Annotated in this window: 20 protein-coding genes and 2 pseudogenes; 14 read left to right on the forward strand and 8 right to left on the reverse strand. The window is 67.6% G+C overall.

Annotated elements, in window-relative coordinates; translation table 11 throughout:
- Positions 1-92 precede the first annotated feature (92 nt).
- The 13 genes and pseudogenes from ACIGFL_RS00645 to ACIGFL_RS00705 form a co-directional block, all read left to right on the forward strand.
- Complete coding sequence (locus ACIGFL_RS00645) at positions 93-824, forward strand: substrate-binding periplasmic protein (RefSeq protein ID WP_397495789.1); 732 nt, start codon at positions 93-95, stop codon at positions 822-824.
- 288 nt (positions 825-1,112) lie between these two features.
- Positions 1,113-2,572 (forward strand): annotated as a pseudogene (locus tag ACIGFL_RS00650) (2-hydroxymuconic semialdehyde dehydrogenase).
- 13 nt (positions 2,573-2,585) lie between these two features.
- Positions 2,586-3,407 (forward strand): fumarylacetoacetate hydrolase family protein, encoded by an 822-nt coding sequence (locus tag ACIGFL_RS00655; protein ID WP_397495790.1) that lies wholly within the window; start codon positions 2,586-2,588, stop codon positions 3,405-3,407.
- A complete protein-coding gene (locus ACIGFL_RS00660) occupies positions 3,404-4,342 on the forward strand; it encodes an acetaldehyde dehydrogenase (acetylating) (RefSeq protein ID WP_397495791.1) in 939 nt (312 codons plus the stop codon). The genes ACIGFL_RS00655 and ACIGFL_RS00660 overlap by 4 nt, the downstream gene beginning before the upstream one ends.
- An 11-nt stretch (positions 4,343-4,353) precedes the next feature.
- Positions 4,354-5,391 carry a 4-hydroxy-2-oxovalerate aldolase gene (gene dmpG / locus ACIGFL_RS00665; protein WP_397495792.1) on the forward strand — a complete coding sequence of 346 codons (1,038 nt, stop codon included), beginning with the start codon at positions 4,354-4,356 and terminating at the stop codon, positions 5,389-5,391.
- Positions 5,388-6,173: a 2-keto-4-pentenoate hydratase gene (locus tag ACIGFL_RS00670; RefSeq protein ID WP_254348296.1), complete on the forward strand. Its 786-nt coding sequence runs from the start codon at positions 5,388-5,390 to the stop codon at positions 6,171-6,173. The genes dmpG and ACIGFL_RS00670 overlap by 4 nt, the downstream gene beginning before the upstream one ends.
- Entirely contained in the window at positions 6,166-6,591 is a 426-nt protein-coding gene (locus tag ACIGFL_RS00675; protein WP_397495793.1) for a RidA family protein, read from the forward strand. Before ACIGFL_RS00670 ends, ACIGFL_RS00675 begins: the two co-directional genes overlap by 8 nt.
- 10 nt (positions 6,592-6,601) lie before the next feature.
- The gene (locus tag ACIGFL_RS00680; protein WP_096827573.1) at positions 6,602-7,174 is read left to right on the forward strand and encodes a 3-hydroxyanthranilate 3,4-dioxygenase; all 573 of its coding nucleotides are present in this window, start codon (positions 6,602-6,604) and stop codon (positions 7,172-7,174) included.
- Entirely contained in the window at positions 7,171-8,157 is a 987-nt protein-coding gene (locus tag ACIGFL_RS00685) for an amidohydrolase family protein (protein WP_397495794.1), read from the forward strand. The genes ACIGFL_RS00680 and ACIGFL_RS00685 overlap by 4 nt, the downstream gene beginning before the upstream one ends.
- A gap of 66 nt (positions 8,158-8,223) precedes the next feature.
- Positions 8,224-9,564, forward strand: a complete 1,341-nt coding sequence (locus tag ACIGFL_RS00690) for an MFS transporter (protein ID WP_397495795.1) — start codon at positions 8,224-8,226, stop codon at positions 9,562-9,564.
- 84 nt (positions 9,565-9,648) lie between these two features.
- On the forward strand, positions 9,649-10,605 hold the full coding sequence (locus tag ACIGFL_RS00695) for a LysR family transcriptional regulator (RefSeq protein ID WP_397495796.1): 957 nt from the start codon (positions 9,649-9,651) through the stop codon (positions 10,603-10,605).
- Between the two features lie 621 nt (positions 10,606-11,226).
- Positions 11,227-12,489 (forward strand): OprD family porin, encoded by a 1,263-nt coding sequence (locus tag ACIGFL_RS00700; protein WP_397495797.1) that lies wholly within the window; start codon positions 11,227-11,229, stop codon positions 12,487-12,489.
- Between the two features lie 613 nt (positions 12,490-13,102).
- Positions 13,103-13,555, forward strand: a pseudogene (locus tag ACIGFL_RS00705) (methyl-accepting chemotaxis protein); the annotation flags it as partial.
- On the opposite strand, the gene ACIGFL_RS00710 reads toward ACIGFL_RS00705, so the two are convergent.
- The 3 genes from ACIGFL_RS00710 to mdtD are packed head-to-tail and all read right to left on the reverse strand — an operon-like array spanning position 13,550 to position 17,661.
- A complete protein-coding gene (locus ACIGFL_RS00710) occupies positions 13,550-14,788 on the reverse strand; it encodes a diguanylate cyclase domain-containing protein (protein ID WP_397495798.1) in 1,239 nt (412 codons plus the stop codon). The pseudogene ACIGFL_RS00705 and the gene ACIGFL_RS00710 overlap by 6 nt on opposite strands.
- Positions 14,789-14,813: 25 nt before the next feature.
- On the reverse strand, positions 14,814-16,190 hold the full coding sequence (gene dbpA / locus ACIGFL_RS00715; RefSeq protein WP_397495799.1) for an ATP-dependent RNA helicase DbpA: 1,377 nt from the start codon (positions 16,188-16,190) through the stop codon (positions 14,814-14,816).
- 49 nt (positions 16,191-16,239) lie between these two features.
- A complete protein-coding gene (mdtD, locus tag ACIGFL_RS00720; RefSeq protein WP_397495800.1) occupies positions 16,240-17,661 on the reverse strand; it encodes a multidrug transporter subunit MdtD in 1,422 nt (473 codons plus the stop codon).
- 112 nt (positions 17,662-17,773) lie between these two features.
- On the opposite strand from mdtD, the gene torT reads away from it, so the two are divergent.
- Positions 17,774-18,793: a TMAO reductase system periplasmic protein TorT gene (torT, locus tag ACIGFL_RS00725; protein WP_397495801.1), complete on the forward strand. Its 1,020-nt coding sequence runs from the start codon at positions 17,774-17,776 to the stop codon at positions 18,791-18,793.
- 17 nt (positions 18,794-18,810) lie between these two features.
- On the opposite strand, the gene betA is transcribed toward torT, so the two are convergent.
- The 5 genes from betA to ACIGFL_RS00750 form a co-directional block, all read right to left on the reverse strand.
- Positions 18,811-20,508, reverse strand: coding sequence for a choline dehydrogenase (gene betA / locus ACIGFL_RS00730; RefSeq protein WP_397495802.1), 1,698 nt, complete (start codon positions 20,506-20,508; stop codon positions 18,811-18,813).
- 199 nt (positions 20,509-20,707) lie between these two features.
- Positions 20,708-22,180 (reverse strand): betaine-aldehyde dehydrogenase, encoded by a 1,473-nt coding sequence (betB, locus tag ACIGFL_RS00735; RefSeq protein ID WP_397495803.1) that lies wholly within the window; start codon positions 22,178-22,180, stop codon positions 20,708-20,710.
- Between the two features lie 256 nt (positions 22,181-22,436).
- Positions 22,437-23,027 (reverse strand): transcriptional regulator BetI, encoded by a 591-nt coding sequence (betI, locus tag ACIGFL_RS00740; protein ID WP_122109387.1) that lies wholly within the window; start codon positions 23,025-23,027, stop codon positions 22,437-22,439.
- A gap of 105 nt (positions 23,028-23,132) precedes the next feature.
- On the reverse strand, positions 23,133-23,483 hold the full coding sequence (locus tag ACIGFL_RS00745; RefSeq protein WP_397495804.1) for a hypothetical protein: 351 nt from the start codon (positions 23,481-23,483) through the stop codon (positions 23,133-23,135).
- Positions 23,484-23,629: 146 nt separating this feature from the next.
- Entirely contained in the window at positions 23,630-24,481 is an 852-nt protein-coding gene (locus ACIGFL_RS00750; RefSeq protein ID WP_021443418.1) for a glycine betaine ABC transporter substrate-binding protein, read from the reverse strand.
- Positions 24,482-24,585: the final 104 nt, after the last annotated feature.

A 24,585-nucleotide genomic window follows, 5' to 3' on the forward strand; every position in this document is an offset into this window, starting at 1 on the left:
CCTGGCCAGCACCTGTATCAAAAATGAGACAGTGACGAGGGCTTTCGCGCCTGCTATCACTAGCATTGATCATTCCCCACGGATCGCCGCCGATGCCCGCAGTGCGCGCCTGGCTGTTGCTCTTGCTGCTGTCGCCGGCTCTGGCGGCGGGCGAATCGTTGCGCCTGGTGGCGGACCCCTGGCCGCCGTTCAACGACCGCCGCCTGCCCGGCAACGGCCTGGCCAGCGAGCTGGTGGAGCAGGCGCTGCAGCGCGCCGGCTACCGCACCAGCTACGTCGAGGTGCCCTGGCAGCGGGCGGTGCTGGGGCTCAAGCGCGGCGACTACGACGTGCTGATCAACGCCTGGTACAGCCCCGAACGCGCCGAGTTCGGCCACTACTCGCAGCCCTATCTGGTCAACCGCATCCGCTTTCTGCAGCGCAAGGGCGCCGGCATCCGCTTCGACAGCCTGGCCGGTCTGTATCCGCACAGCATCGCCGTGGTGCGTGGCTACGCCTATTCCGCCGAGTTCGACGGTGACGAGCGGCTGCGCAAGGTCGGCGTCGGCGGTTTCGCCACCGCCGCGCGCATGCTGCACGCCGGGCGCGTGCAGCTGACCCTGGAGGACGAGCTGGTGGCGCGCTATCACCTCGGTCGCGAGCTGCGCGCCATGCGCGACGAGCTGGAGTTTCTGCCGCTGCCGTTGAGCGAGAACGGCCTGCATATCCTGGTGCGCCGCAGCCACCCCGAACACCGCGAGATCGCCAGGCGCTTCGACCGGACGATCCAGGCCATGCGCGACGACGGCAGCTATGCCGCCACCTTTCGCCGGCATGGTCTCTGAGGCCTGCTGGGCGCCGCGGCGCTGATCGCTGCCAAACAGATCCTGCGCATCAGTGCCGGATGCCTCGGGCGGGACTGGCACGCTGAACGGCGCATGCCGCGGGGGTCGCGCCCGATGATGGCGAACTCCTGGCTCGATCTGGAGCACGGCAGCCTGGCGCGCACCGAGCTGGTCCGTCGGCGCCGCAATGAGTATTCCTGGCAGCTATACCTGCGGCAGGTCTTTTGATTATTCACTTATGGGGCGCACTCCTAGACTCGGCGAAAACAGCCTACAACGGAGGTCGCCGTGTCCCATCCCTTGCTCCGCCACTACATCGCCGGATCGTTCGTCGCCAGCAGTCGGACCTTCGACAATGTCTCGCCGGTCGATGGTCGCGTCCTGGGTCAGGTTTGCGAAGCCGGTGCGGCGGAGGTCGACGCCGCGGTGACGGCCGCGGTCGACGCGCAGTCCGGTCCCTGGGGCGGGTGGTGCGCGGCTCAGCGCGCCGACCTGCTGGAGCGCATCGCCGATGCCATCGAACGGCGTTTCGAAGACTTCGTGGCCGCCGAGGTGGCCGACACCGGGCGCCCCGTGCAGCAGGCGCGCAGCCTGGATGTCGCGCGCGGCGTGCACAACTTCCGCACCTTCGCCGGGCTGATCCGCCAGTCCGGTGGCGAGTACTACGAGATGCGCGCCGGCGACGGCAGCGACGTGTTCAGCTACACGGTGCGCAAGCCGCACGGGGTGGTGGCGATCATCTCGCCGTGGAACCTGCCGCTGCTGCTGCTGACCTGGAAGGTGGCGCCGGCCCTGGCCTGTGGCAATTGCGTGGTGGTCAAGCCCTCGGAGGACACGCCTTCGAGTGCCACGCTGCTTGCCGAGGTGATGCACGAGGTCGGTGTGCCGGCCGGCGTGTTCAACCTGGTGCATGGTTTCGGGCCGGCTTCGGCGGGGGAATTCCTCACCCGCCATCCGGACGTGGACGCCATCACCTTCACCGGCGAGTCCCGCACCGGCTCCACCATCATGAAGGCCGCCGCCGAAGGCGTGCGCGAGGTGTCCTTCGAGCTCGGCGGCAAGAATGCCGCGGTGGTCTTCGCCGACTGCGACTTCGACGCCGCGGTGGCGGGCGTGCTGCGCTCCAGCTTCACCAATGCCGGGCAGGTCTGCCTGTGTTCTGAGCGGGTCTATGTGGAGCGGCCGATCTTCGACAGGTTCGTCGCCGCGCTGAAGGCCGGCGCCGAGCGGTTGAAGATCGGCTATCCGCACGAGGAGGGCGTCGCCATGGGCTCGCTGATCTCGCGCAAGCACCGCGACAAGGTGCTGGGCTACTTCGAACTGGCGTGCGCCGAGGGCGCCACCCTGGTCACCGGCGGGGGCGTGCCGGTATTCGGCGATGCGCGCGACGACGGTGCCTTCGTGCAGCCGACCATCTGGACCGGCCTTGGCGACGACGCCCGCTGCATGCGCGAGGAGGTCTTCGGCCCGGTGTGCCATATCGCCCCGTTCGACAGCGACGAGGAGGTGCTGCGGCGGGTCAACGATTGCGCCTACGGCCTCGCCGCGGCCCTGTGGACCCGCGATCTGGGGCGCGCCCATCGCATCTCCCGGCGCATCCGCGTCGGCATGGTGTGGGTCAACACCTGGTTCCTGCGCGATCTGCGCACGCCCTTCGGCGGCGCGCGCCTGTCGGGCCTGGGGCGCGAGGGGGGCGGCATTCGCTGGATTTCTACTCCGAGACCACCACCGTCTGCGTCAACGCCTGAGGAGGCCTCCGTCATGCATCAAGCCCTTATCCAGGCAGCCGATCGGCTGCGCCAGGCGGAGCGAGGCGGCCTTGCCTGCGCGCCGATCCGTGGTCTGATCGCCGAAGCACTGGCTGACGAACCGGCTAGCGATCCCGTGAGCCTGGCCTACGCGGTGCAGCGCCATAACGCCCAGATCGCCCAGAGTCAGGGGCGTCGCCCGGTCGGGCGCAAGATCGGCCTGACCGCTCGCAGCGTGCAGCAGCAGCTCGGCGTGGAGCAGCCGGACTTCGGCGTGCTCTTCGCCGACCTGGCACGGGGCGATGGCCAGCCCATCGCCTGGGACGACTGCGCCCAGCCGAAGGTGGAGGCGGAGATCGCCCTGGTGCTGGAGCAGGATCTGCCCCACGAGCGTCACACCCTGGCGGATCTGCTGCGCGCCATCGCTTTCGCCCTGCCGGCCATCGAAGTGGTGGGCAGCCGCATCGCCAACTGGGACATCCGCCTGGTGGACACCATCGCCGACAACGCCTCGGCCGGCCTCTTCGTCCTCGGCAGTCGTCCGGTGAAGCTGGAACAGCTGGACCTGGTGGGGTGCGGCATGAGCCTGAGCCTGCGCGGCGAACCGGTGTCCACGGGGGCCGGCGCGGCCTGCCTGGACAACCCGCTGAACGCCGCGCTCTGGCTGGCCGACACCATGGCGCGCCTGGGCGAGCCGCTGCGCGCCGGCGACATCCTCCTCACCGGCGCGCTGGGGCCGATGGTCTCGGCCCGGCCGGGGGACGTGTTCACCGCCCATATCCAGGGCCTGGGCAGCGTCAGTGCCGCCTTCGCCGCGCAGGAGGCACGCCCATGACGCGCAAACGCAAGGTCGCCATCGTCGGCTCCGGCAATATCGGCACCGACCTGATGATCAAGGTGATGCGCAACGCGCAGCATCTGGAAATGGGCGCCATGGTCGGCATCGACCCGGCGTCCGACGGCCTGGCCCGTGCCACACGCCTGGGCGTAGCCGTTAGCCACGAGGGTGTGGAGGGCCTGAGCCGACTGCCGATCTTCGACCAGATCGACTTCGTCTTCGACGCCACCTCGGCCGGCGCCCACGTGAAGAACGACGCCTTCCTGCGCGGCATCAAGCCAGGCATCCGCCTGATCGACCTGACCCCGGCGGCCATCGGCCCCTACTGCGTGCCGGTGGTCAACCTGGAGCAGAACCTCGCCCAGCGCAACGTCAACATGGTCACCTGCGGCGGCCAGGCCACCATCCCCATGGTCGCCGCGGTGTCGCGGGTGGCCAGGGTCCATTACGCCGAGATCATCGCTTCCATCGCCAGCAAGTCCGCCGGCCCGGGCACCCGCGCCAATATCGACGAGTTCACCGAGACCACCAGCAAGGCCATCGAGGTGATCGGCGGCGCGGCCAGGGGCAAGGCCATCATCATCATGAACCCGGCCGAACCGCCGCTGATGATGCGCGACACCGTGTTCGTGCTCAGCGAGGCCGCCGACCAGGCCAGGGTCGAGGCCAGCATCGAGGAAATGACCGCCGCCGTGCAGGCCTACGTGCCGGGTTATCGCCTGAAACAGCGGGTGCAGTTCGACCTGATCCCCGCTGATGCGCCGCTGCACATTCCCGGCCATGGCCGTTTCTCCGGGCTGAAGACCTCGATCTTCCTCGAGGTGGAAGGCGCCGCCCACTACCTGCCGGCCTACGCCGGCAACCTCGACATCATGACCTCCGCCGCGCTGGCCACCGCCGAGCGCATGGCCCAGGCGATGAACCAAGGCTGAGGAGACGCCCCATGACATGCGACCCGAGCAAGAAGCTCTACATCTCCGACGTGACCCTGCGCGATGGCAGCCATGCCATTCGCCACCAGTATTCGCTGGCGCAGGTCCAGGCCATTGCCCGCGCGCTGGACCTGGCGCGCGTCGATTCCATCGAAGTGACCCATGGCGACGGCCTGCAGGGCTCCTCGTTCAACTACGGCTTTGGCGCCCACAGCGACCTGGAATGGATCGAGGCGGCGGCCGATGTCATCGAGCACGCCCGCCTGACCGTGCTGCTGCTGCCGGGCATCGGCAGCGTGCATGACCTCAAGGCCGCCTATGGCGCCGGTGCCCGCAGCGTGCGGGTGGCCACTCACTGCAGCGAGGCGGATGTGTCGAAACAGCACATCGAGTACGCCCGCGAACTCGGCATGGACACCGTCGGCTTTCTGATGATGAGCCACATGCTCCCGGCCGAGGAGCTGGCCCGCCAGGCCAAGCTGATGGAGGGCTACGGCGCCCAGTGCATCTACATGGCCGACTCCGGCGGGGCGATGAGCATGCACGACGTTCGCCAACGCATGCGCGCCTTCAAGGCCGTGCTCAATCCGGAAACTCAACTGGGCATGCATGCCCACCACAACCTTAGCCTCGGCGTGGCCAACTCCATCGTCGCGGTGGAGGAGGGTTGCGAGCGCATCGACGCCAGCCTCGCCGGCATGGGCGCAGGTGCCGGTAACGCGCCGCTGGAGGTGTTCATCGCCGCCGCCGAACGCCTGGGCTGGAACCACGGTACCGATCTGTACCGGCTGATGGATGCCGCCGACGACCTGGTGCGACCGTTGCAAGACCGACCGGTACGGGTCGACCGCGAGACCCTGGGCCTGGGTTATGCCGGGGTCTATTCGAGTTTCCTGCGCCATGCCGAGGCGGCGGCGCAGAAGTACGGGTTGAAGACCCTGGACATCCTCGTCGAGCTGGGCCGGCGGCGCATGGTCGGCGGCCAGGAAGACATGATCGTCGACGTCGCCCTCGACCTGCTGGCCCTGCAACCGGAGAACCGTCCATGAGTACCGATATCGTCCGCATCGCCGCAGCGCTGGATCAGGCCGCCCGTCGCGCCGAGGCGTTGCCGCAGTTCAGCACCGAGCGTCCGTTTCTGCTGGAGGAGGCCTACCAGATCCAGCGCGCGTCGATGCAGCGCCGCTACGAGGATGGCGAGCGCAGCATCGGCATCAAGCTGGGCTTCACCAGCCGCGCCAAGATGATCCAGATGGGCGTGGACAGCCTGATCTGGGGCTGGCTCACCGACGCCATGCTCGAGGAAGACGGCGGCCTGGTGGATCTGTCGCGCTACATCCATCCCCGCGTCGAACCCGAGGTCTGCTTTCTCACCCGGCGCGACATCGATCGCCCGCTGAGCCTGCTGGAGGCCGCCGACTATCTGGAGGCGGTCGCTCCCGCCCTGGAGATCATCGACTCGCGCTACCAGGCGTTCAAGTTCAGCCTGGAGGACGTGGTCGCCGACAACTGCTCGTCCTCCGGCCTCACCCTCGGCCCCTGGTCGCGCGACTGGTCCGGCCTGGCCAATGCCGGCGTGATCCTGCGCCAGGACGGCCAGGTGCTGCAGACGGGTTCCACCGCCGCCATTCTCGGCCACCCGCTGCGCAGCCTGGTGCAGGCGTCACGCCTGCTGCACGGCAGCGAATGCGTGCTGCCTGCCGGCAGCCTGATCATGGCCGGCGCCGCCACGGCGGCGGTGCCGCTGCGTCCGGGGTCGCACTTCTGCGTCGAGATCCAGGGCTTGGGTGAGAGCAGCTTCATCACCTGCAAGGAATCGAACCATGAGTGACAACCGCTCCACCGTCGTTGCCGGCAAGGCCAGACCGCGCGGGCGCTTCCCGCACATCAAGCGGGCCGGCGACTTCCTCTTCGTCTCCGGTACCAGTTCGCGGCGTCCCGACAACAGCTTCGCAGGCGTGGAAGTGGACAAGCTGGGCACCACCAGGCTCGACATTCGCGCCCAGACCCGCGCGGTCATCGAGAACATTCGCGACATTCTCGCCTGTGAGAACGCGAGCCTCGGCGACGTCGTCGAGATCAGCAGCTTCCTGATCGATATGAACGATTTCGGCGGTTACAACGAGGTGTACGCCGAGTACTTCGATGAGACCGGCCCCACGCGAACCACCGTGGCCGTTCACCAATTGCCCCACCCGCACCTGCGGATCGAAATCAAGGCTGTCGCCTATTCCCCCTCCAACCGCTGAGAGAAGAACAATGGACAAATACCACTTCAGCCCCCCGCTCAATTTCAACCGCTGGCTCGACGACAACGCCCACCTGCTCAAGCCGCCGGTGGGTAATCGGCAGATCTGGCAGAACAGCGACTTCATGGTCACCGTGGTCGGTGGGCCCAATCAGCGCACCGATTTTCACGACGATCCGGTGGAGGAGTTCTTCTACCAGTTCAAGGGCAACGCCTACCTGAACATCTGGGACCGCGGCCGCTACGAGCGGGTGGACCTGAAGGAAGGCGACATCTACCTGATGGCCCCCCACGTCATCCATTCGCCGCAGCGCCCCGAGCCCGGCAGCCTCTGCCTGGTGGTGGAGCGCGTGCGCCCGGCGGGGCAGAGGGATGCCCTGCAATGGTCCTGTGCCCGCTGCGGGACGCTGGTCAAGCGCTACGAGATGCAGCTGCAGAGCATCGTCACCGATCTGCCGCCGGTCTACGAGCAGTTCTACGCGACCTCCGCCGAGGAGCGCCGCTGCAGCGCCTGCGGCGAGATCCATCCCGGCCGCGACTGGCAAACCTGGCACAAGACCCTCAACGAGTTCCATCCCGTATGAAGATCGACATCCACTCCCATTTCTTCCCCAGGGTGAGCCAGGCCGAAGCCGCCCGCTTGAGCCCCGAGCGCGCACCCTGGCTGCAGACCGAGGGCCGGCATGGCCACATCATGCTCGGTGACAAGCCGTTTCGCCCGGTGAACGATCTGCTCTGGGACCCGCTGCGCCGTCTGGAGCACCTGGACGAGCAGGACCTGGATATCCAGGTCATGTGCGCCACCCCGGTGATGTTCGGTTACGACCAGCCCATCGAGCGGGCCCTGCCCTGGGCAGAGCTGATGAACGACCGCGCGCTGGAGATGACCGCGCTGGCCCCCGACCGGCTCAAGGTGCTGGCGCAGGTGCCCCTGCAGGACATCGACGCGGCCTGCCGCGAGGCCAGTCGCGCCATGCGCAACGGGCATGTCGGCGTGCAGATCGGCAACCACGTGGGCAACCACGACCTGGACGAGGCAGGACTGGTGGAGTTCCTCCACCACTGCGCGGTGGAAGACATCCCGCTGCTGGTGCACCCCTGGGACATGATGGGGCGCGAGCGCATGAAGAAGTGGATGCTGCCCTGGCTGGTGGCCATGCCGGCGGAAACCCAGCTGGGCATCCTGTCGCTGATCATGTCCGGCGCCTTCGAACGGCTGCCGCACTCCTTGCGCATCTGCTTCGCCCATGGCGGCGGCAGCTTCGCCTTCCTGCTCGGCCGGGTGGACAACGCCTGGCGCCACCGCGACATCGTTCGCGAGGATTGCCCCGCCTTGCCGTCCAGTTACGTCAAGCGCTTCTTCGTGGACTCGGCGGTATTCGCCCCCGGTGCCTTGCGTCTGCTGGTGGACGTGATGGGCGCCGACCGCGTGATGCTCGGTTCCGATTCGCCGTTCCCGCTCGGGGAACAGGTAATCGGCGCCGGTGTGCTGGAACACCCGACATTAAGTGAACAGGACAAGACACGTATCTGCGCCGACAACGTACGCGCGTTCTTCGGCTTTTGAGGCCTGCCAAAACAACCAATACCCCTACACAACTGGCTTTGCCGAACAAAAAAAATAGGAGGCGCCATGAGCGGTAATTTTCAATCGGTCAGCGAGATCATCGACAGCAGCCCGCTGTCAGCCCTGCAGATCAGGGTCTTGCTGTTGTGTTTTCTGGTGGTGGTGCTCGATGGTTTCGACACTGCGGCCATCGGCTACATCGCCCCGGAACTGCTTCGTGAGTGGGGCATCGAACGCAGCCAGCTCGCTCCGGCCTTCGCCGCCGGGCTGTTCGGCATGCTGGTCGGCAGCGTCGGTTCCGGCCCGTTGGCCGATCGTTACGGCCGCAAGCTGTTGTTGCTGGCCAGTCTCACCATCGTGGCGGTAGGCACGCTGGTCTGCAGCCTGGCGCCGAACATCGAAGTGCTTACCGTACTGCGCTTTCTCACCGGTATCGGGCTGGGCGGCGTGCTGCCCAATGCCATCACCCTGAGCTCGGAGTATTCCCCGGCACGGCGTCGCATGCTGCTGGTGACCCTCAGCTACTCCGGCTTCACGCTGGGCCTGGCGCTGGGCGGCTGGGTGGCCGGCGCGCTGTTGCCGGCGGTGGGCTGGAAGGGCGTGTTGCTGTGCGGTGGCGTGGCGCCCTTGCTGCTGCTGCCGATACTGATCCTGGTACTGCCGGAGTCCACCTGCTTCATGGCCGGCAAGCCTGCTTATGCCAAGCGCTTGCAGACGATTCTGACGAAGATCAGTGGTCGCCAGGATTGGCAGGGGGTGACGCTGGTCGGCGAGACGGCTGCGCGTCAGCAGGCCTCCTCGATCACCACGCTGTTCGCCGACGGCCGCGCGCTGCGCACCCTGCTGCTGTGGCTGACCTTCTTCTGCTGCCTGTTCGTCTTCTACCTGCTGACCAGCTGGTTGCCCACCATCCTGCGCAGCAGCGGCTACGCCGTTCAGGAGACATCCAACATCGCCGCGATGATCCCGTTCGGCGGGGTGCTGGGGGGCATCGTCATGGCCCTGCTGATGGACCGCTACGGCGCCTTGCGTCTGCTCCCGCTGCTGTGTCTGGGAGCGGCCGTCGCGCTGGCCCTGACCGGCACCCAGCTGGGCAGCAGCATGCAACTGATGCTGATGGTCTTCGCCGTCGGTTTCACCCTCACCGGCGCCCTCAACAACCTGAGCATTCTCGCTTCCACCCTCTACCCCACGCATGCCCGTGCCACCGGCGTGGGTTGGGCGCTGAGCGCGGGCCGTACCGGTTCGATCATCGGTTCGATTCTGGGCGCCTGGCTGTTCGAGGCGTCCGGCGGACTGCAGAGCTTCTTCATCTGGCTCGCCGTGCCGGCGCTGGTGGCCAGCCTGGCGCTGCTGGTGATGAGCCTGCAAGGCGCGCGCGCCGTCCCTCAGGGCAGCGTGGCCTGAGCTATCTTGCTCAGGTCGGCACGCGCCGATGCCCGAAGCACGGCCCTGGCACCTCGCCAGGGCCGGTAGTCGCAGAGGTGGAAGATGAAAACCAGTGTGGTCTCGGTCGCGCGCAAGCTGAAGTTCTATCAACTGGTGATCTTCGACCAGGTGGTGAAAAGCGGATCGCTGTTGCGAGCCGCTGAGGTGCTGAACATGACCCAGCCCGCGGTGACCAAGGTCATCCACGAGATGGAGTCCTACTTCGCCGCGCCGCTGCTGGTCCGCGGCAATCGCGGTGTCTGCGTGACGGAACTGGGCGACCTGGTGCTGGTGCGGGCGCGCTCGATGCTTGCCGAATTGAGGGCATTGAGCGACGAGGTCGAGGCCTACCAGGAAGGCAACAGCGGGCATGTGGTCGTGGGCACGCTGATTTCCGCCACCACCTCGTTGCTGCCGCGCGCGCTGCGCCTGCTCAAGGAGCGAGCCCCGCGGGTGCTGGTGTCGGTGCAGATCGGCCAGTTCGATCAGCTGTTCCCGGCCTTGATCGCCGGCGAGGTCGATCTGGTGGTCGGGCGCGTGCCGGACGATTGGCGAGGCAGCGGCGAAGCGCGTGCGCTGGGCGTCGATGTGCTGTACGACGAACAGCTGTGCATCGTCGGCGGGGTAGGCCATCCGCTGCATCAGCGCGCGACGCTGGACGTGGCCGACCTGCATCCCTATCCCTGGGTGTTGCCGCCACCGGGCTCGCTGCTGCGGCGCACCGTCAACCAAGTGTTCGCCGAGGCCGATCTGCCCTTGCCGAGCAATGTCATCGAGTCGTTGTCGGTGCTGACCAACGTGGCGCTGATGCAGGACCAGCAGACCATCGACCTGCTGCCCCTGGAGACCACTCGGCAGGTGGCCGGCCCTGGCGGAGTGCGCGCGTTCGACCTCAACGTCGCGCTGCGTTTCGGCGACATCGGCTGTTTCTACTCCAACGGCCGCAAGCTCGGGCCCGCCGCGAAACTGTTCCGGGAGTGTCTGCATCTGGCCTGTGACGCCTATCAGGACAAGGGGTAACGGCGGTTGCCTGCGTAGCAACCAGCCGCCTTGCCGAGCGATGCCCTTGGCTGCGCAACTACAGGCCAATCGGGTCTCGCTGATGCCGGCCTTATAAGGTGCCGATAGTTGGCGAGTTGATCGCCGAGGCTTGGTTTTATTTATCCATTGATTATCCGGGTTCTGTATTAATGGCGTCTTGGGTTATATCGCGTTGCGCGGAAGTTAAGCATTCTATTGAAACTTGTCGAAAGCGATATTGCTGGCGCTTTGGGTATCAATGAATGGAATAGCTGCAGGTATTCTTTTTATTGGTGGTTTATTTGCTGGTCATATAGTTTTTGGACTGTGGGGAGTCCACTGCGGTAGCTGGCAAGTGCCGAGATAGAGGGGGTCCTTGCTTGTTGCTGGAAGGCGTTCGTGCACGCCGGTGCCGGCGCCATTGGTGGAATCTGGCGAGTTGCGTACTGGTCGTTGGTCGCGCCGCTACTTTCTTCTTCGCGGTTTTTCCGAAGTGTGCGTTGCCTTGCTCGAGTTGGGCGGGGTGGGACAGTTTTATCTGGCGCCGGGAGGGCGCGATGAATCTGGGCGGCAACTTTGCGTGTCGCCGTATCTGGTTGAACAATAATAAAGGTGGTCGCCATGAGCAAAAACAAGTTGTACGCGGTAGTGGTCGTGAGTGCGGGGGTTGTCGTTTCGCCGCCACTGCAGGCAGAGGAAGGCGGTTTTGTCGAGGACGCCACTGCGACCCTGCAGTTGCGCAATTACTACTTCAGTCGCGATTTCTCCGACATCGTCGGACCCAACCAGCAGTCCAAGGCCGAAGAATGGGCCCAGGGCTTTATCCTCAATTTCAAGTCCGGCTACACGCCTGGCCCGCTGGGCTTTGGGCTGGATGCCATCGGCACCCTCGGCATCAAGCTCGACAGCAGCCCCGATCGCGTCAACAGCGGCCTGCTGCCGGTGCAGGAGGACGGCGAGGCGGCCGATGAATACAGCCGTCTGGGCGTCGCGGCGAAGATGCGTCTGTCGAAGACCGAGCTGAAGGTAGGCGAGCTGCAGCCCAATCTGCCGGTCCTGTCCTATAGCGACATCCGCCTGCTGCCCCCGAGCTACCAGGGCGCCAGCCTCACTTCCAGCGAGATCGCCGGGCTGACCCTGCAGGCCGGCCACCTCACCGGCACCAGCCTGCGCAACGAGGCGGGCGACGACGAGCTGCAGGCCATGATTGGCTTCCAGCCTCAGCGTCAGGTCTCCAGCGACGCCTTCAACTACGCCGGTGCCGACTATGCCTTCAACGGCAATCGCACCACCGCCGGCCTCTGGTACGCCCAGCTGGAGGACATCTACGAGCAGCGTTACCTGGGCCTCAAGCATTTCGAGCCGGTGGGCGACTGGCTGCTGGGGGCCAATCTCGGCTTCTACGATTCGCAAGAGGACGGCAAGCAGCTGATCGGCGAGCTGGACAACCGCGCCTTCTACTCGTTGTTCTCCGCCAAGCGCGGTGGCCATACCTTCTATGTCGGCTATCAGGGCATGTTCGGCGATCACGGCTTCCCCCGCGTGTTCGCCAACGTCTCGCCGCTGGGCAACGAGGTGCCGACCTTCGAGTTCGCCTCGGCCGACGAGCGCTCCTGGCAGGTCCGGCATGACTACGACTTCGCCGCGCTGGGGATTCCGGGCCTGACCACCACTCTGCGCTACATCAGGGGCGATAACGTCGATACCGGCCGCGGCTTCGAAGGCAAGGACTGGGAGCGGGATCTGGACATCGGCTACGTGATCCAGAGCGGTGCCCTCAAGGGCCTTGGCCTGCGCGTGCGCAACGTCACCGCGCGTTCCAACTACCGAACCGATGTCAACGAGAACCGCCTGATCCTCAACTACACCCTGACGCTGTTCTGATTGCCCATCCATCGTCAAAAAGGCGCGGGCCGTGCGTTGAGAACCATCACTCGCACGGCCTGCCGCCCTCCGCTTCGTCCTGGCTGCCGCCCCGACCATCGCGTCCCGGCTGCGCGGCTCATGGCATTGTCGAGGTAGCCAATACATGCCCCAGAAAAATATTGCCGCGGCGCTGCTGTTGCTGGCGGCCGTGCTCGTCGTGGTTGGGTTTCATCTCGGTCAGGCCTGGATAACCGGCGTGGCGGTGCTGCTGAGTGCCTTGGCCGGTTGGCGCTATCACCTGCTGCCCGCCGAGATCGTCGAGGTGCGGGTGCCCGTGGAAGTGCCCGTCGCCGTGATGCCGGCAGAGCCGGAGGTGAAAGGCGAGCCGCCGGCGCCTCCGGTGTCTTTCGAACCGCTGCTGGTGCGGTTGTTGGAACTCGGCGAGACGATCGCCCAGAGCAACTCCGATATGCAGCAAGCCGACGTTCTGGCCCGCCAGGCAGGGGAAAACCTCCAGCTGTCGATTCGCAGCATCGAGGACTCCAGGGACCTGATCACCGAGCTGGCGGATTACATGGACCACATCACCCTGATGTTCAACGATCTCAGCGAGCAGTCCCAGCGTATCGGTTCGATTGTCGGCAGCATCCAGGAGATCGCCAAGCAGACCAACCTGTTGGCGCTCAATGCCGCCATCGAGGCCGCGCGGGCGGGTGAGCAGGGGCGGGGCTTTGCCGTGGTCGCCGACGAAGTGCGCCACCTCGCGCGGCGCGCCAACGAGGCCAGCGAGCAGATCCGCGACATCGTCCGCAGCTTGCAGCAGGCCTCGGAAGAGGCGCGAGTGGGGCTGACCCAGGTCGATGGGTCTACCCAAACCGGCCTGGAAAAATCTGCCGTTGCCCTGCAGGCGCTGGCGCAGATGAAAGAGCTGGCGGCCGTACGCATGGGATTGCTGCAGGGCACCGTGCTGCGCATGGGGGAAAAACAGCGGCTGGCCGAGCTGCTACGGCAACTGTTGATCGAGACGAGCAGTAGCGCGGAGCGTGAGCACCTGCGGGCGCTCGGCCGTACTGCCCGGCTATAGGGCCAGCACCGTGCGCGCACGGCCCTGCTGCTTGGCTCGGTACAGGCGCATGTCGGCTTCGTGCAGCAGGCTTTCCAGATCGTCCGGTTCGCCGCGATAGAGGCCGGCGCTGAACGACAGCGGCGGCGCGCCGGCGGCGTAGTGCAGGCCGGCGCACTGGCGGCGCAGGCGGTCGAGGGCCTGCGCCAGGTCGTCGGCCTGCTGCGCGCTGACCAGGGCGAACTCCTCGCCGCCGAGGCGACCGAGCAGGGCGTTGGGGAAGGCGCCGGCCAGGGCGCGGGCGAACACCACCAGGGCGCTGTCGCCGCTGGCATGGCCGAAACCGTCGTTGATCTGCTTGAAGTGATCGAGATCGAGCATCGCCACGCTCAGTTCGTGGCCGTCGCGGCGCGCCTGCTGCAATAGCTGCAGGCCCTGCTCGTAGAAGGCGCGGCGGTTGTTCAGCCCGGTCAGGGCGTCGAACTGCGCCGCCTGCTTCAGCGCGCGCAGCAGGTCGCGGCGCTCCAGGGTGGACATCACCCGGCAGTTGAGTTCCTCGGGGCAGAACGGCTTGCGCAGGAAGTCGTCGGCGCCGTGCTTGATGAACAGCGCGCTGAGCGAGCCCTTGGCGTCGGCGGACAGGCCGATGATGATCAGCTCATGGCGTTTCATCTTCTGCCGCAGCAGCTTGACCAGCTCGAAGCCGCTGATGCCGGGCATGGCGTGGTCCAGCACCAGCAGGTCGATGTCCGGCTGCTCGGCGAGCAGGCGCAGGGTCTCCTCGCCGTCGCGGGCCTCGAGGATCTGGTAGCGGTGCGGGGTCAGCACGTGGCGGATGTAGTGGCGGGTGGCCTCGGAGTCCTCGGCGATGAGGATCTTGATCTTCGCGTTGTGCTCCAGGCGGTGCAGCAGGCGGAAGGCGTACTCGTAGGAGTGCTGGCTCTCCTTGAGCACGTAGTCGACCACGCCCTTCATCAGCAGCTCGTCGCGGCGCTGCTCGTTGTAGCTGCCGCTGAGCACGATGCACGGCAGGCGGTAGCGCATCACCAGGTCGACGCTCTCGCCGTTGGGCGCATCCGGCAGGTGCAGGTCGACGATGGCGGCGAAGAACAGCCCGGCGGAGGTCTCCAGCATCACCTCGGCCTCGGCCAGCGAGGCGCAGAACACCGGCTGCAGCGTCGGCTCCTGGCGGAACAGGTGCTCGAGAATCTTCAGCACCAGCGGACTGTCTTCGATGACCAGGATATTGCGCATCCCTATTCCTCTCCTGGCGGGCCTGCTAGAGCAGGCGTACGCGTAACGTGCGCCCCTTGATCTTGCCTTCGGTGAGGCGTTTGAGGGCCTGTCTGGCCACGTCGCGCTCGACCGCGACGAAGGCCTGGTAGTCGAACAGGGCGATCTTGCCGACCTGGCTGCCGGGCAGCCCGGCATCGCCGGTCAGTGCGCCGAGGATGTCGCCGGGGCGCAGTTTGTCCTTGCGCCCGGCGCCGATGCACAGCGTGTGCATCGGCGGCAGCAGCGGCTCGCCGCCGGCCTTGGCCGCGGGCAGCGGGTACCAGGCCAGCGCCTTGCCCTGCAGCGCCTCGATGGCCTGGGCGCGGCCGGCTTCGGCCGGGGCCACCAGGCTCAGCGCCAGGCCCTTCTCGCCGGCCCGGCCGCTGCGGCCGATGCGGTGGATATGGACCTCGGCATCGCGGCTCAGCTCGACGTTGATCACCAGCTCCAGGCCGGCGATGTCCAGGCCGCGGGCGGCCACGTCGGTGGCCACCAGCACGCTGAGGCTGCGATTGGCGAACAGTGCCAGGATCTGGTCGCGCTCGCGTTGCTCCAGATCACCGTGCAGGGCGGCGGCGGAGATCTTTTCCGCCTCCAGCTGCGCGGCCAGCTCGTCGCACTGCTGGCGGGTGGCGCAGAAGGCCACCGCCGGCTGCTTGCGAAAATGCCGCAGCAGGGTGCTCACCGCTTCCAGGCGCTGGCCCGGGGCGATCTCGTAGAAACGCTGCTCGATCTGCCCGTCGTCGTGCTGGGCCTCGACTTCGACCCGCTCCGGGCTGCGCAGAAAGCGCGCGGCGAGCTGCTCGATGCCGGCCGGGTAGGTGGCGGAGAACAGCAGGGTCTGCCGCCGCGCCGGGGTCTGCTCGATGATCTCGGCGATGCTGTCGATAAAGCCCATGTCGAGCATGCGGTCGGCCTCGTCGAGCACCAGGGTATTGAGGCCGTCGACCTTCAGCGTGCCCTTGCGCAGGTGCTCCTGCACCCGCCCCGGGGTGCCGACTATGACGTGGGCGCCGTGCTCCAGCGAGCCGATCTGCGGGCCGAAGGGCACGCCGCCACAGAGGGTCAGCACCTTGACGTTGTCGGCGGCGCGGGCCAGGCGGCGGATTTCCTTGGCCACCTGGTCGGCCAGCTCGCGCGTGGGGCACAGCACCAGCGCCTGGCAGCCGAAGTAGCGCGGGTTGAGCGGGTGCAGCAGGCCGAGGGCGAAGGCCGCGGTCTTGCCGCTGCCGGTCTTGGCCTGGGCGATCAGGTCGCGGCCCTTGAGGATCAGCGGCAGGCTGGCGGCCTGGATCGGCGTCATCTCGGCATAGCCGATGGCGGCGAGGTTGGCCTGCATGGCGGCGGACAGGGGCAGACTGGCGAAGGCGGTGGCGGTCACGGCAAGGGCTCGGGGCTGGCGAAACAGGCCGGCAGTGTAGCAGGCCGGCCTAGTCTTCCGCTGACACCTCGAGGCGCCGCGCGCGGCGGCCGTCGGCCGGGTCGAGCTGGAGGAAGATCGCCGCGGCCAGCATCGACAGCAGGCCGACGCACAGGTAGGTGGCCTGGAACGCCTGCAGCAGCTGGCCCTCGCCGCCGAATTCGCGGCTGAAGCCGCCGAGCAGCGCCGCCGAAGCCGCCACCCCCAGGCCCATGGCCAGCTGCACCACCACCGACAGCAGGCTGTTGCCGCTGCTGGCGTCGCGGTTGTCCAGGTCGATCAGGGTGACGGTGTTCATCGCGGTGAACTGCAGCGAGTTGACCGCGCCGATCAGGCCCAGCTGGACGATCAGCTGCAGCAGCGGGGTGTCCGCATCGACCAGGGCCAGGCTGGCGATTAGCACGCCGAGCAGCAGGGTGTTGCCGGTGAGGATGCGGCGGTAGCCGAGGCGCTCGATCAGCGGCTTGGCCAGGGGTTTGACCGCCATCGCCGCCAGCGCCAGGGGGATCAGGCTCATGCCGGCCTGCGCCGGCGAGTAGCCCATCGCCAGTTGCAGCAGCAGCGGGGTGAGAAAGGGCAGGGCGCCGCTGCCGAGGCGGGCGAACAGGTTGCCGATGATGCCCACGGCGAAGCCGCGGGTACGAAACAGGCCGGGGGCGAACAGCGGCTGCTCGATGCGCCCGGCGCGCAGCCAGTAGGCGGCCAGGCAGGCCAGGCCGCCGAGCAGCAGGAGCATCACCCGCATGGTCGGCAGGTGCAGCTCGCCCAGGCCTTCCAGGGCCACGGTGATCAGCAGCATGGCGGCGCCGAACAGCACAAAGCCCGGCGTATCGAAGCGGCTCCGGCTCGGCCCGCGCAGGTCCGGCATATGCCGCAGCGCCGCCCAGCAGCCGAGCAGGCCGACCGGCAGGTTGATCAGGAAGATCCAGTGCCAGCTGGCCACCTCCACCAGCCAGCCGCCCAGGCTCGGGCCGAGCAGCGGGCCGAGCAGGCCGGGCAGGGTGACGAAGCTCATGATCCGCACCAGCTCCGAGCGCGGGTAGGCGCGCAGCACCACCAGGCGCCCGACCGGCATCATCAGCGCGCCGCCGAGGCCCTGCACGATGCGTGCGCCGACCAGCATGGGCAGGGAGGTGGACAGGGCGCACAGCAGCGAACCGAGGCTGAACAGGGCGATGGCGCCGAAGAAGATGCGCCGCGTGCCGAAGCGGTCGGCGATCCAGCCCGAGGCGGGGATCAGCAGGGCCACGGTGAGCATGTAGGCGATCACCACCGACTGCATGCGCAGCGGGTCTTCGGCCAGGTCGGCGGCCATGGCCGGCAGCGCGGTGTTGAGGATGGTGCCGTCCAGCGTCTGCATGAAGAAGGCGATGGCGACTATCCAGGGCAACAGGCGGGCGGTGCGTGGGTCGAGCGGGGCGGGGTCGGTCATGGGCTCCTCGCAGGTGGCAGCCGGCACTGTAGAGCCTGGCGGCGCATCCGGCCAGGGCGCTGCTAGGCTTGTCGCTAAACAAGGCTCCCCGGCTCGGGGTAAGGACGGCGGCATGCGCTGGGTTCTGTTATGGCTCGCTCTGGTCGCTCCCGCCCTGCTGGCGGCGCCCTGGTTTCCCTATCCGGTACAGGTCGACGGCCAGGCGCGCGAGTACCGGGCGCTGGCGAAAGCCGAGAGGCCGTGGCGCATCTGCGCCCTGTTGCCGCACGGCAAGGATCGCTACTGGTGGGGCGTGGCCTGGGGCCTGGACCAGGAGGCGCGGCGTCTCGGCGTGCAGCTGGGCATCTACGAGGCCGGCGGCTACGAGCACGGGCCGGTGCAGCTGGAGCAGTTCGAGCATTGCGTGGCGCTGGGCGCCGAGGCGTTCCTGCTGGCCAGCATCAATACCCTCGACCTGTGCCCGGCGGTGACCGAGCAGCGCGCCGCCGGGCGGCCGGTGATCGACCTGGTCAATCGCCTCGACTGCACCGACCTCAGCGCGCGCTCGCGGGTGGATTTCGCCGACATGGCCGCGGCCACCCTGGCCTACGCGGTGCAGCACGGCGGCGGCCGGCCGCTGCGCATCGGCTGGTTACCGGGCCCGGCCGACGCCGGCTGGGTGCAGGATGCCGAGCGCGGCCTGCAGGCCGCCCTGGTCGGCAGCGCGGCGACCCTGGTGCACGGCGGTTACGGCCCGGTGGACCGCAGCAGCCAGGCGCAGCTGGTACGGGCGCTGCTCAAGGCCAACCCCGACCTCGATTACCTGATCGGCAACGCCGAGGCGGCGGCGTTCGCCGCGCAGCTGGTGCACAACCTCGGCGTGCGCGCCGAGGTGCTGGCCTTCTATGCCACCGAGCGGGTGCTGGAGCAGATCGGCGAGGGGCAGATGCTGGCGGCGCCGACCGATTCGCCGGTGATCCAGGCGCGCATCGCCCTCGACCTGGCGGTGCGCGGCCTGCAGGGCGAGGCGCTGCCGGCGCGGGTCGGCCCGCGCATCGAGATGCTCGACCGCGCGAGCCTGGCGCGTTTCGACATCGGCCGGCTGATGCCGCCCGAGGGCCACTGGATGATTCGCCAGGAGCTGCCGCAGTAGCGGCCGCTGGCGCGCCGTCAGGCCGCCGACACCGGCCGCTGCGGCTGGCCGCGTACCGGCGTGTCGCCGGCGACGAAGTACCTGGCGGTGCTGCGCGGCAGCGGCGCGCGGCCGCGAATCCGGTCGGCGATCTTCTCGGCGAGCATGATGGTGGTGGCGTTGAGGTTGCCGGTGATGATCTCCGGCATGATCGACGCGTCCACCACCCGCAGGCCCTGCACGCCGTGCACCCGGCCCTGGCCGTCGACCACCGCCATGGCGTCCTCGCCCATCTTGCACGAGCACGAGGGATGGAAGGCGGTCTCGGCATGTTCGCGGACAAAGGCGTCCAGTTCGGCGTCGCTCTGGCAGTCCGGGCCGGGGCTGATCTCGCGCCCGCGGAAGGCATCCAGCGCCGGCTGGGCCATTATCTCGCGGGTGATGCGGATGGCGTCGCGGAACTCCTGCCAGTCCTGTTCATGGCTCATGTAGTTGAACAGGATGCTCGGGTGCTGGCGCGGGTCCCTGGATTTGAGCTGCACGCGGCCGCGGCTGGGCGAGCGCATGGAGCCGACGTGGGCCTGGAAGCCGTGTTCCTTCACCGCGTTGCTGCCGTTGTAGTTGATCGCCACCGGCAGGAAGTGGAACTGGATGTTGGGCCAGGCGAATTCCGGACGGGTGCGGATGAAACCGCCGGCCTCGAACTGGTTGCTGGCGCCCAGGCCCTTGCCGCGCAGCAGCCAGTGGGTGCCGATGGCCGGCTGGTTCCACCACTTCAGCGCCGGGTAGATCGACACCGGCTCCTTGCAGGCGTACTGCAGGTACATCTCCAGGTGGTCCTGCAGGTTCTGGCCGACGCCGGGCAGCTCGTGCACCAGGGGGATGTCCAGTTCGCGCAGCAGGGCGGCGGGGCCGACCCCGGAGCGCTGCAGGATCTGCGGCGAGGCGATGGCGCCGGAGCACAGCAGCACCTCGCGGCGGGCGCGGACGATCACCGGCGTGTCGCCCTCGCCGTGCAGGTAGGCGACGCCGCTGGCGCGCTTGCCGTCGAACAGGATGCGGTCGGTCAGGGCGTGGGTGACGATGCGCAGGTTGGGCCGGCCGCGGGCCTGGTCGAGGTAGCCGCGGGCGGTACTGGAGCGGCGGCCCTGCGCGGTGACGGTGCGGTCCATGGGGCCGAAGCCTTCCTGCTGGTAGCCGTTGAGGTCGTCGGTACGCGGGTAGCCGGCCTGCACGCCGGCCTCGACCATGGCATGGAACAGCGGGTTGTTGCCGGCCTTGGGCGTGGTCACCGACACCGGGCCGTCGCCGCCGTGGTAGTCGTTGGCGCCGATGTCGCGGGTTTCCGCCTTGCGGAAATAGGGCAGGCAGTCCAGGTAGGTCCAGTCTTCCAGGCCCGGCAGCTTGGCCCAGTTGTCGAAGTCCAGGGCGTTGCCGCGGATGTAACACATGCCGTTGATCAGCGAGGAGCCGCCCAGGCCCTTGCCGCGCCCGCATTCCATGCGCCGGTTGTTCATGAAGGGCTCCGGCTCGGTCTCGTAGGCCCAGTTGTAGCGCCGGCCCTGCAGCGGGAAGGCCAGGGCGGCGGGCATCTGGGTGCGAAAGTCGAGGCGGTAGTCGGGGCCGCCGGCTTCCAGCAGCAGCACGCTGACGTCTGCGTCCTCGCTCAGGCGGGTGGCCAGCACGTTACCGGCCGAGCCGGCGCCGATGATGATGTAGTCGAATTCTTGCGACATGGGCGTCACCTGTATGACGGGTCTGCGTAGCCCCTAGGATGGGTTAGGCGCAAGACCGGGCTTGGTCTGCATCCGATGTCGGTGCGCCGTAACCCACCGGGTTGATCGGATTGGCGAACTGGTGGGTTACGCGGCGCTCACTGCCTGTGGAGCGCAGGCGTTGCGGTTCGCGCCGCTAACCCACCCTAGGGGCGGCTATTCAGAACACCGAGGCGTAGCCGCCCAGTTCCACCTGCACCGACTTGATCCGGGTGTAGTGGCCGAGGGTGGTCAGGCCGTTCTCGCGGCCGACGCCGGACTGCTTGTAGCCGCCCACCGGCATCTCCGCCGGCGACTCGCCCCAGGTGTTGATCCAGCAGATGCCGGCTTCCAGCTGGTGGATGACCCGGTGCGCGCGATTGAGGTCGCGGGTCACCACGCCGGCGGCCAGGCCGTAGTCGGTGTCGTTGGCGCGGCGGATCGCTTCCTCTTCGCTGTCGTAGATGAGGATGCTCATCACCGGGCCGAAGATTTCCTCGCGCACTATGGTCATGGCATCCGTGCAGTCGGTGAACACAGTCGGCGCCACGTAAGCGCCCTTGGCGTAGTTGCCATCGGTGACGCGCGCGCCGCCGATCAGCAGGCGCGCGCCCTCGGCGCGGCCCTTCTCGATGTAGCCGAGCACGCTGTCCATATGCGCCGCGCTGACCAGCGGGCCGAAGTTGGTGGCCTCATCCAGCGGGCTGCCCAGGCGGATGCGCTTGACCCGCTCGAGCACCTTGGCCTCGAAGCGCGCCTGCAGCATGCGCGGCACGAACACCCGGGTGCCGTTGGTGCAGACCTGGCCGGAGCTGTAGAAGTTGGCCATCACCGCGATGTCGGCGGCGCGGTCCAGATCGGCGTCCTCGAACACGATCAGCGGCGACTTGCCGCCCAGCTCCATGGTCACTTCCTTGAGGGTGGAGCTGGAGGCGCTGGCCATCACCTTCTTGCCGGTGCTGGTGCCGCCGGTGAAGGAAATCTTCTCGATGCCGGGGTGCTCGGTCAGCCACTGGCCGAGCTCGCGGCCGCTGCCGGTGAGCACGTTGAACACGCCGTCGGGCAGGCCGGCCTCGGTGTAGATCTCGGCCAGCTTCAGCGCGGTCAGCGAGGTGACTTCGCTGGGCTTGAAGATCATCGCGTTGCCGGCGGCCAGGGCCGGCGCGGATTTCCACAGGGCGATCTGGATCGGGTAGTTCCAGGCGCCGATGCCGGCGACCACGCCCAGCGGCTCGCGGCGGGTGTAGACGAAGGAGGATTCGCGTAGCGGGATCTGCTCGCCCTCGATGGCCGGGATCAGCCCGGCGTAGTACTCCAGCACGTCGGCGCCGGTGACGATGTCGACGTTGCGGGTTTCGGAAAGCGGCTTGCCGGTGTCCAGGGTCTCCAGCTCGGCCAGCTCGTCGTTGCGCGCGCGCAGTATGTCCACCGCCTTGCGCAGGATGCGCGAGCGCTGCATGGCGGTCATCGCCGCCCAGACCTTCTGCCCCTGCTTGGCGCTGGCCACCGCACGCTCGACATCGGCCTGGCTGGCGCGCTGCAGGGTGGCGAGCACCTCGCCGGTGGCCGGGTTGATGCTGTCGAAGGTCTGGCCACTGCTGGCGGCGACGTAACGGCCACCGATATAGAGCTGCTGCTGGTCGAAGCGGGGCATGGGCTGTCCTCTGGGCGCGAATGAATTGGCTAGAAAACAGCCTATTTTATTTAGATTGAACGATCAATCAATAAAAACGACAGCGCGCAGCTAATCGCGACATGCAGGCAGTCGGGTGCGTCATGCGCACCGCGCGATCTCGGGGGGATTTGATAAACCCTGCAGCCGCCTGCCTTAGCGGCATTGCAGCGGCGCTGATTCGAGTCGGCGACCGGCTTTGCAGGCGGTGCGCGCAGCCTGGTGGCCCCGCGACCGCCTAGCAGGCCTTGCCCAGTTGCAGATCGAGGTAGTCGTAGGCGATACGGCGCGCCTGCTCGGTGTCGAAGGCTTTGCCGGACAGCGCGCCGCGCAGCCACAGGCCGTCGATCAGGGCGGCGAGCCCGCGCGCGGCGGCGCGCGCCTCGTCGGCCGGCAGCACGCGGCGGAACTGGCCGCACAGGTTGGAATACAGGCGGTGGTCGTTGACCCGCTGCAGGCGGCGCAGCGCCGGCTGGTGCATGCTGCTGGCCCAGAACGCCAGCCAGGTCTTCATCGCCGGGCCGCTGACCTGGCTGTCGTCGAAGTTGCCGTCGATCATCGCCTTCAGGTGAGCGCGCGGACCGTCCTCGCGCAGCGCCCGGCGGCGTTCGCCCACCGCCTCGCTGAGCGCCTGCATCAGGTGGCGCATGGTCGCTTCGAGCAGGCCGTTCTTGTCGTTGAAGTAGTGACTGATGATGCCGTTGGACACCCCGGCCAGACGGGCGATATAGGCGATGCTGGCATCGGCCATGCCGACCTGGTCGACGGCCTCCAGGGTGGCGGCGATCAGTTGCGAACGACGGATGGGCTGCATGCCGACCTTGGGCATGGGTCTCTCCAGCGGGGGAAGTAGGGCCGGAGTCTAGGCGGATTTTGATCGTTCGATCAATCAATGCGGGGCCCGGGCATGGCGCCGCTGTCCCTGCTGGCCAGGTTATTGGAACAGGACATTTGCCAGGAAGAGGGCCGTGCTCAGCGCGGTACCGAGCAAGAGGTGGCGGGTGAACAAGGCCGTCACGCTGCGGCCGTCCTGGCCGTGACTCAGCGCGGCCAGCACGCGCTCGTTGCAATGAATGGACACCAGCACGGCCGCCACGCAGACGCCGATGATGAGGAGGGTGCCGCCAAGGTTGCCCCACAGGTTCCAGGTCGCCGGTGCAAGCCAGGCGGGAAGGTAAGGTAACAGCAGCAGCTTGTAGCCCTCGGGGCTGCCGGCAATGACCTGTACCCGGCGTTCGAAGGTGTTGCGCGGCGGCCGCGGTGGTAATCGGCGCTGGTGCTGCATCGTGAAGGCCGGGTGCAGTCCTGGGGCGCGCGATGATAACGCCGACGCCTGGCCGGTGTCGTGGCGCGCGCGACGCCCCCCGAGGCCGCATCGCCAGAAACGACGAAGCGGGCCTGAGCCCGCTTCGTGTTCACGCCAGTCGGGTCTTATTGCAACCAGCCCGCGACGCGCTCGGGGTTGGCGGCGATCCAGTCCTTGGCGGCCTGTTCCGGCTTGGCGCCGTCGCGGATGGCCAGCATCACCGCGCCGACTTCTTCGCCGCTCCAGGAGAACTTCTTGAGGAAGGCGGTGGCGTCGGCGGCCTTGGCCTCGAGGCCCGGGTTGACCACGGTGTCGACGTGCTCGTCGTCGCCGTAGACCTTCTTCGGGTCTTCGAGGAAGCGCAGTTTCCACTTGGCGAACATCCAGTGCGGAATCCAGCCGGTCACCACTATGGGCTTGCCCGCCTTCTCGGCACGGGTCAGGGCGGTGGCCATGGCCGGGCCGGAGCTGGGCATCAGCTTGATGCTGGTCAGTTCGTACTGCTTGATGGCGTCTTCGGTGCGGCGCATCACGCCGGCGCCGGCGTCGATGCCGGTGATCTTGCCGTCGAAGTCCTTGGCGTACTTCTCCAGGTCGGCGATGGTCTTGGCCTCGACGTAGTCGGGCACGATCAGGCCGATCTTGGCGCCCTGGTAGTTGGCGCCGAGCACCACCACCTTGTCCTTGAGCTTGGCGTAGTACTCGCCGTGGGTGGCCGGCAGCCAGGCCGAGAGGGTGGCGTCGAGGTCGCCGCGAGCCACGCCCTGCCACATGATGGCGGGTTCGACCGGCTTGAGTTCCACCGGGTAGCCGAGCTTGCTCTGCAGAATCTCGCCGGCGACATGGGTGGCGGCGACGCTGTCGTCCCAGCCGTTGACGTAGCCGATCTTCAGGGTGGGTTTGTCGGCGGCGAGGGCGCTGCCCAGGCCGAGCGCCAGGGCGGCCGCGCCGAGGCAGAGTTGCTTGAGTACGCGCATATCTTGGTGCTCCGTCAGTTGAGTGGCAGTTGCAAAGGTGTTGACTGGCTCGTTCTGATTGCGGGCCTGGCGCGCCGGCCGTCGCTGCTGGCCGCCGGTTCGCG

Origin of the sequence: Pseudomonas sp. NPDC077649 (genome assembly GCF_044542855.1) — a bacterium.
In the GTDB taxonomy this organism is placed as follows: domain Bacteria; phylum Pseudomonadota; class Gammaproteobacteria; order Pseudomonadales; family Pseudomonadaceae; genus Aquipseudomonas.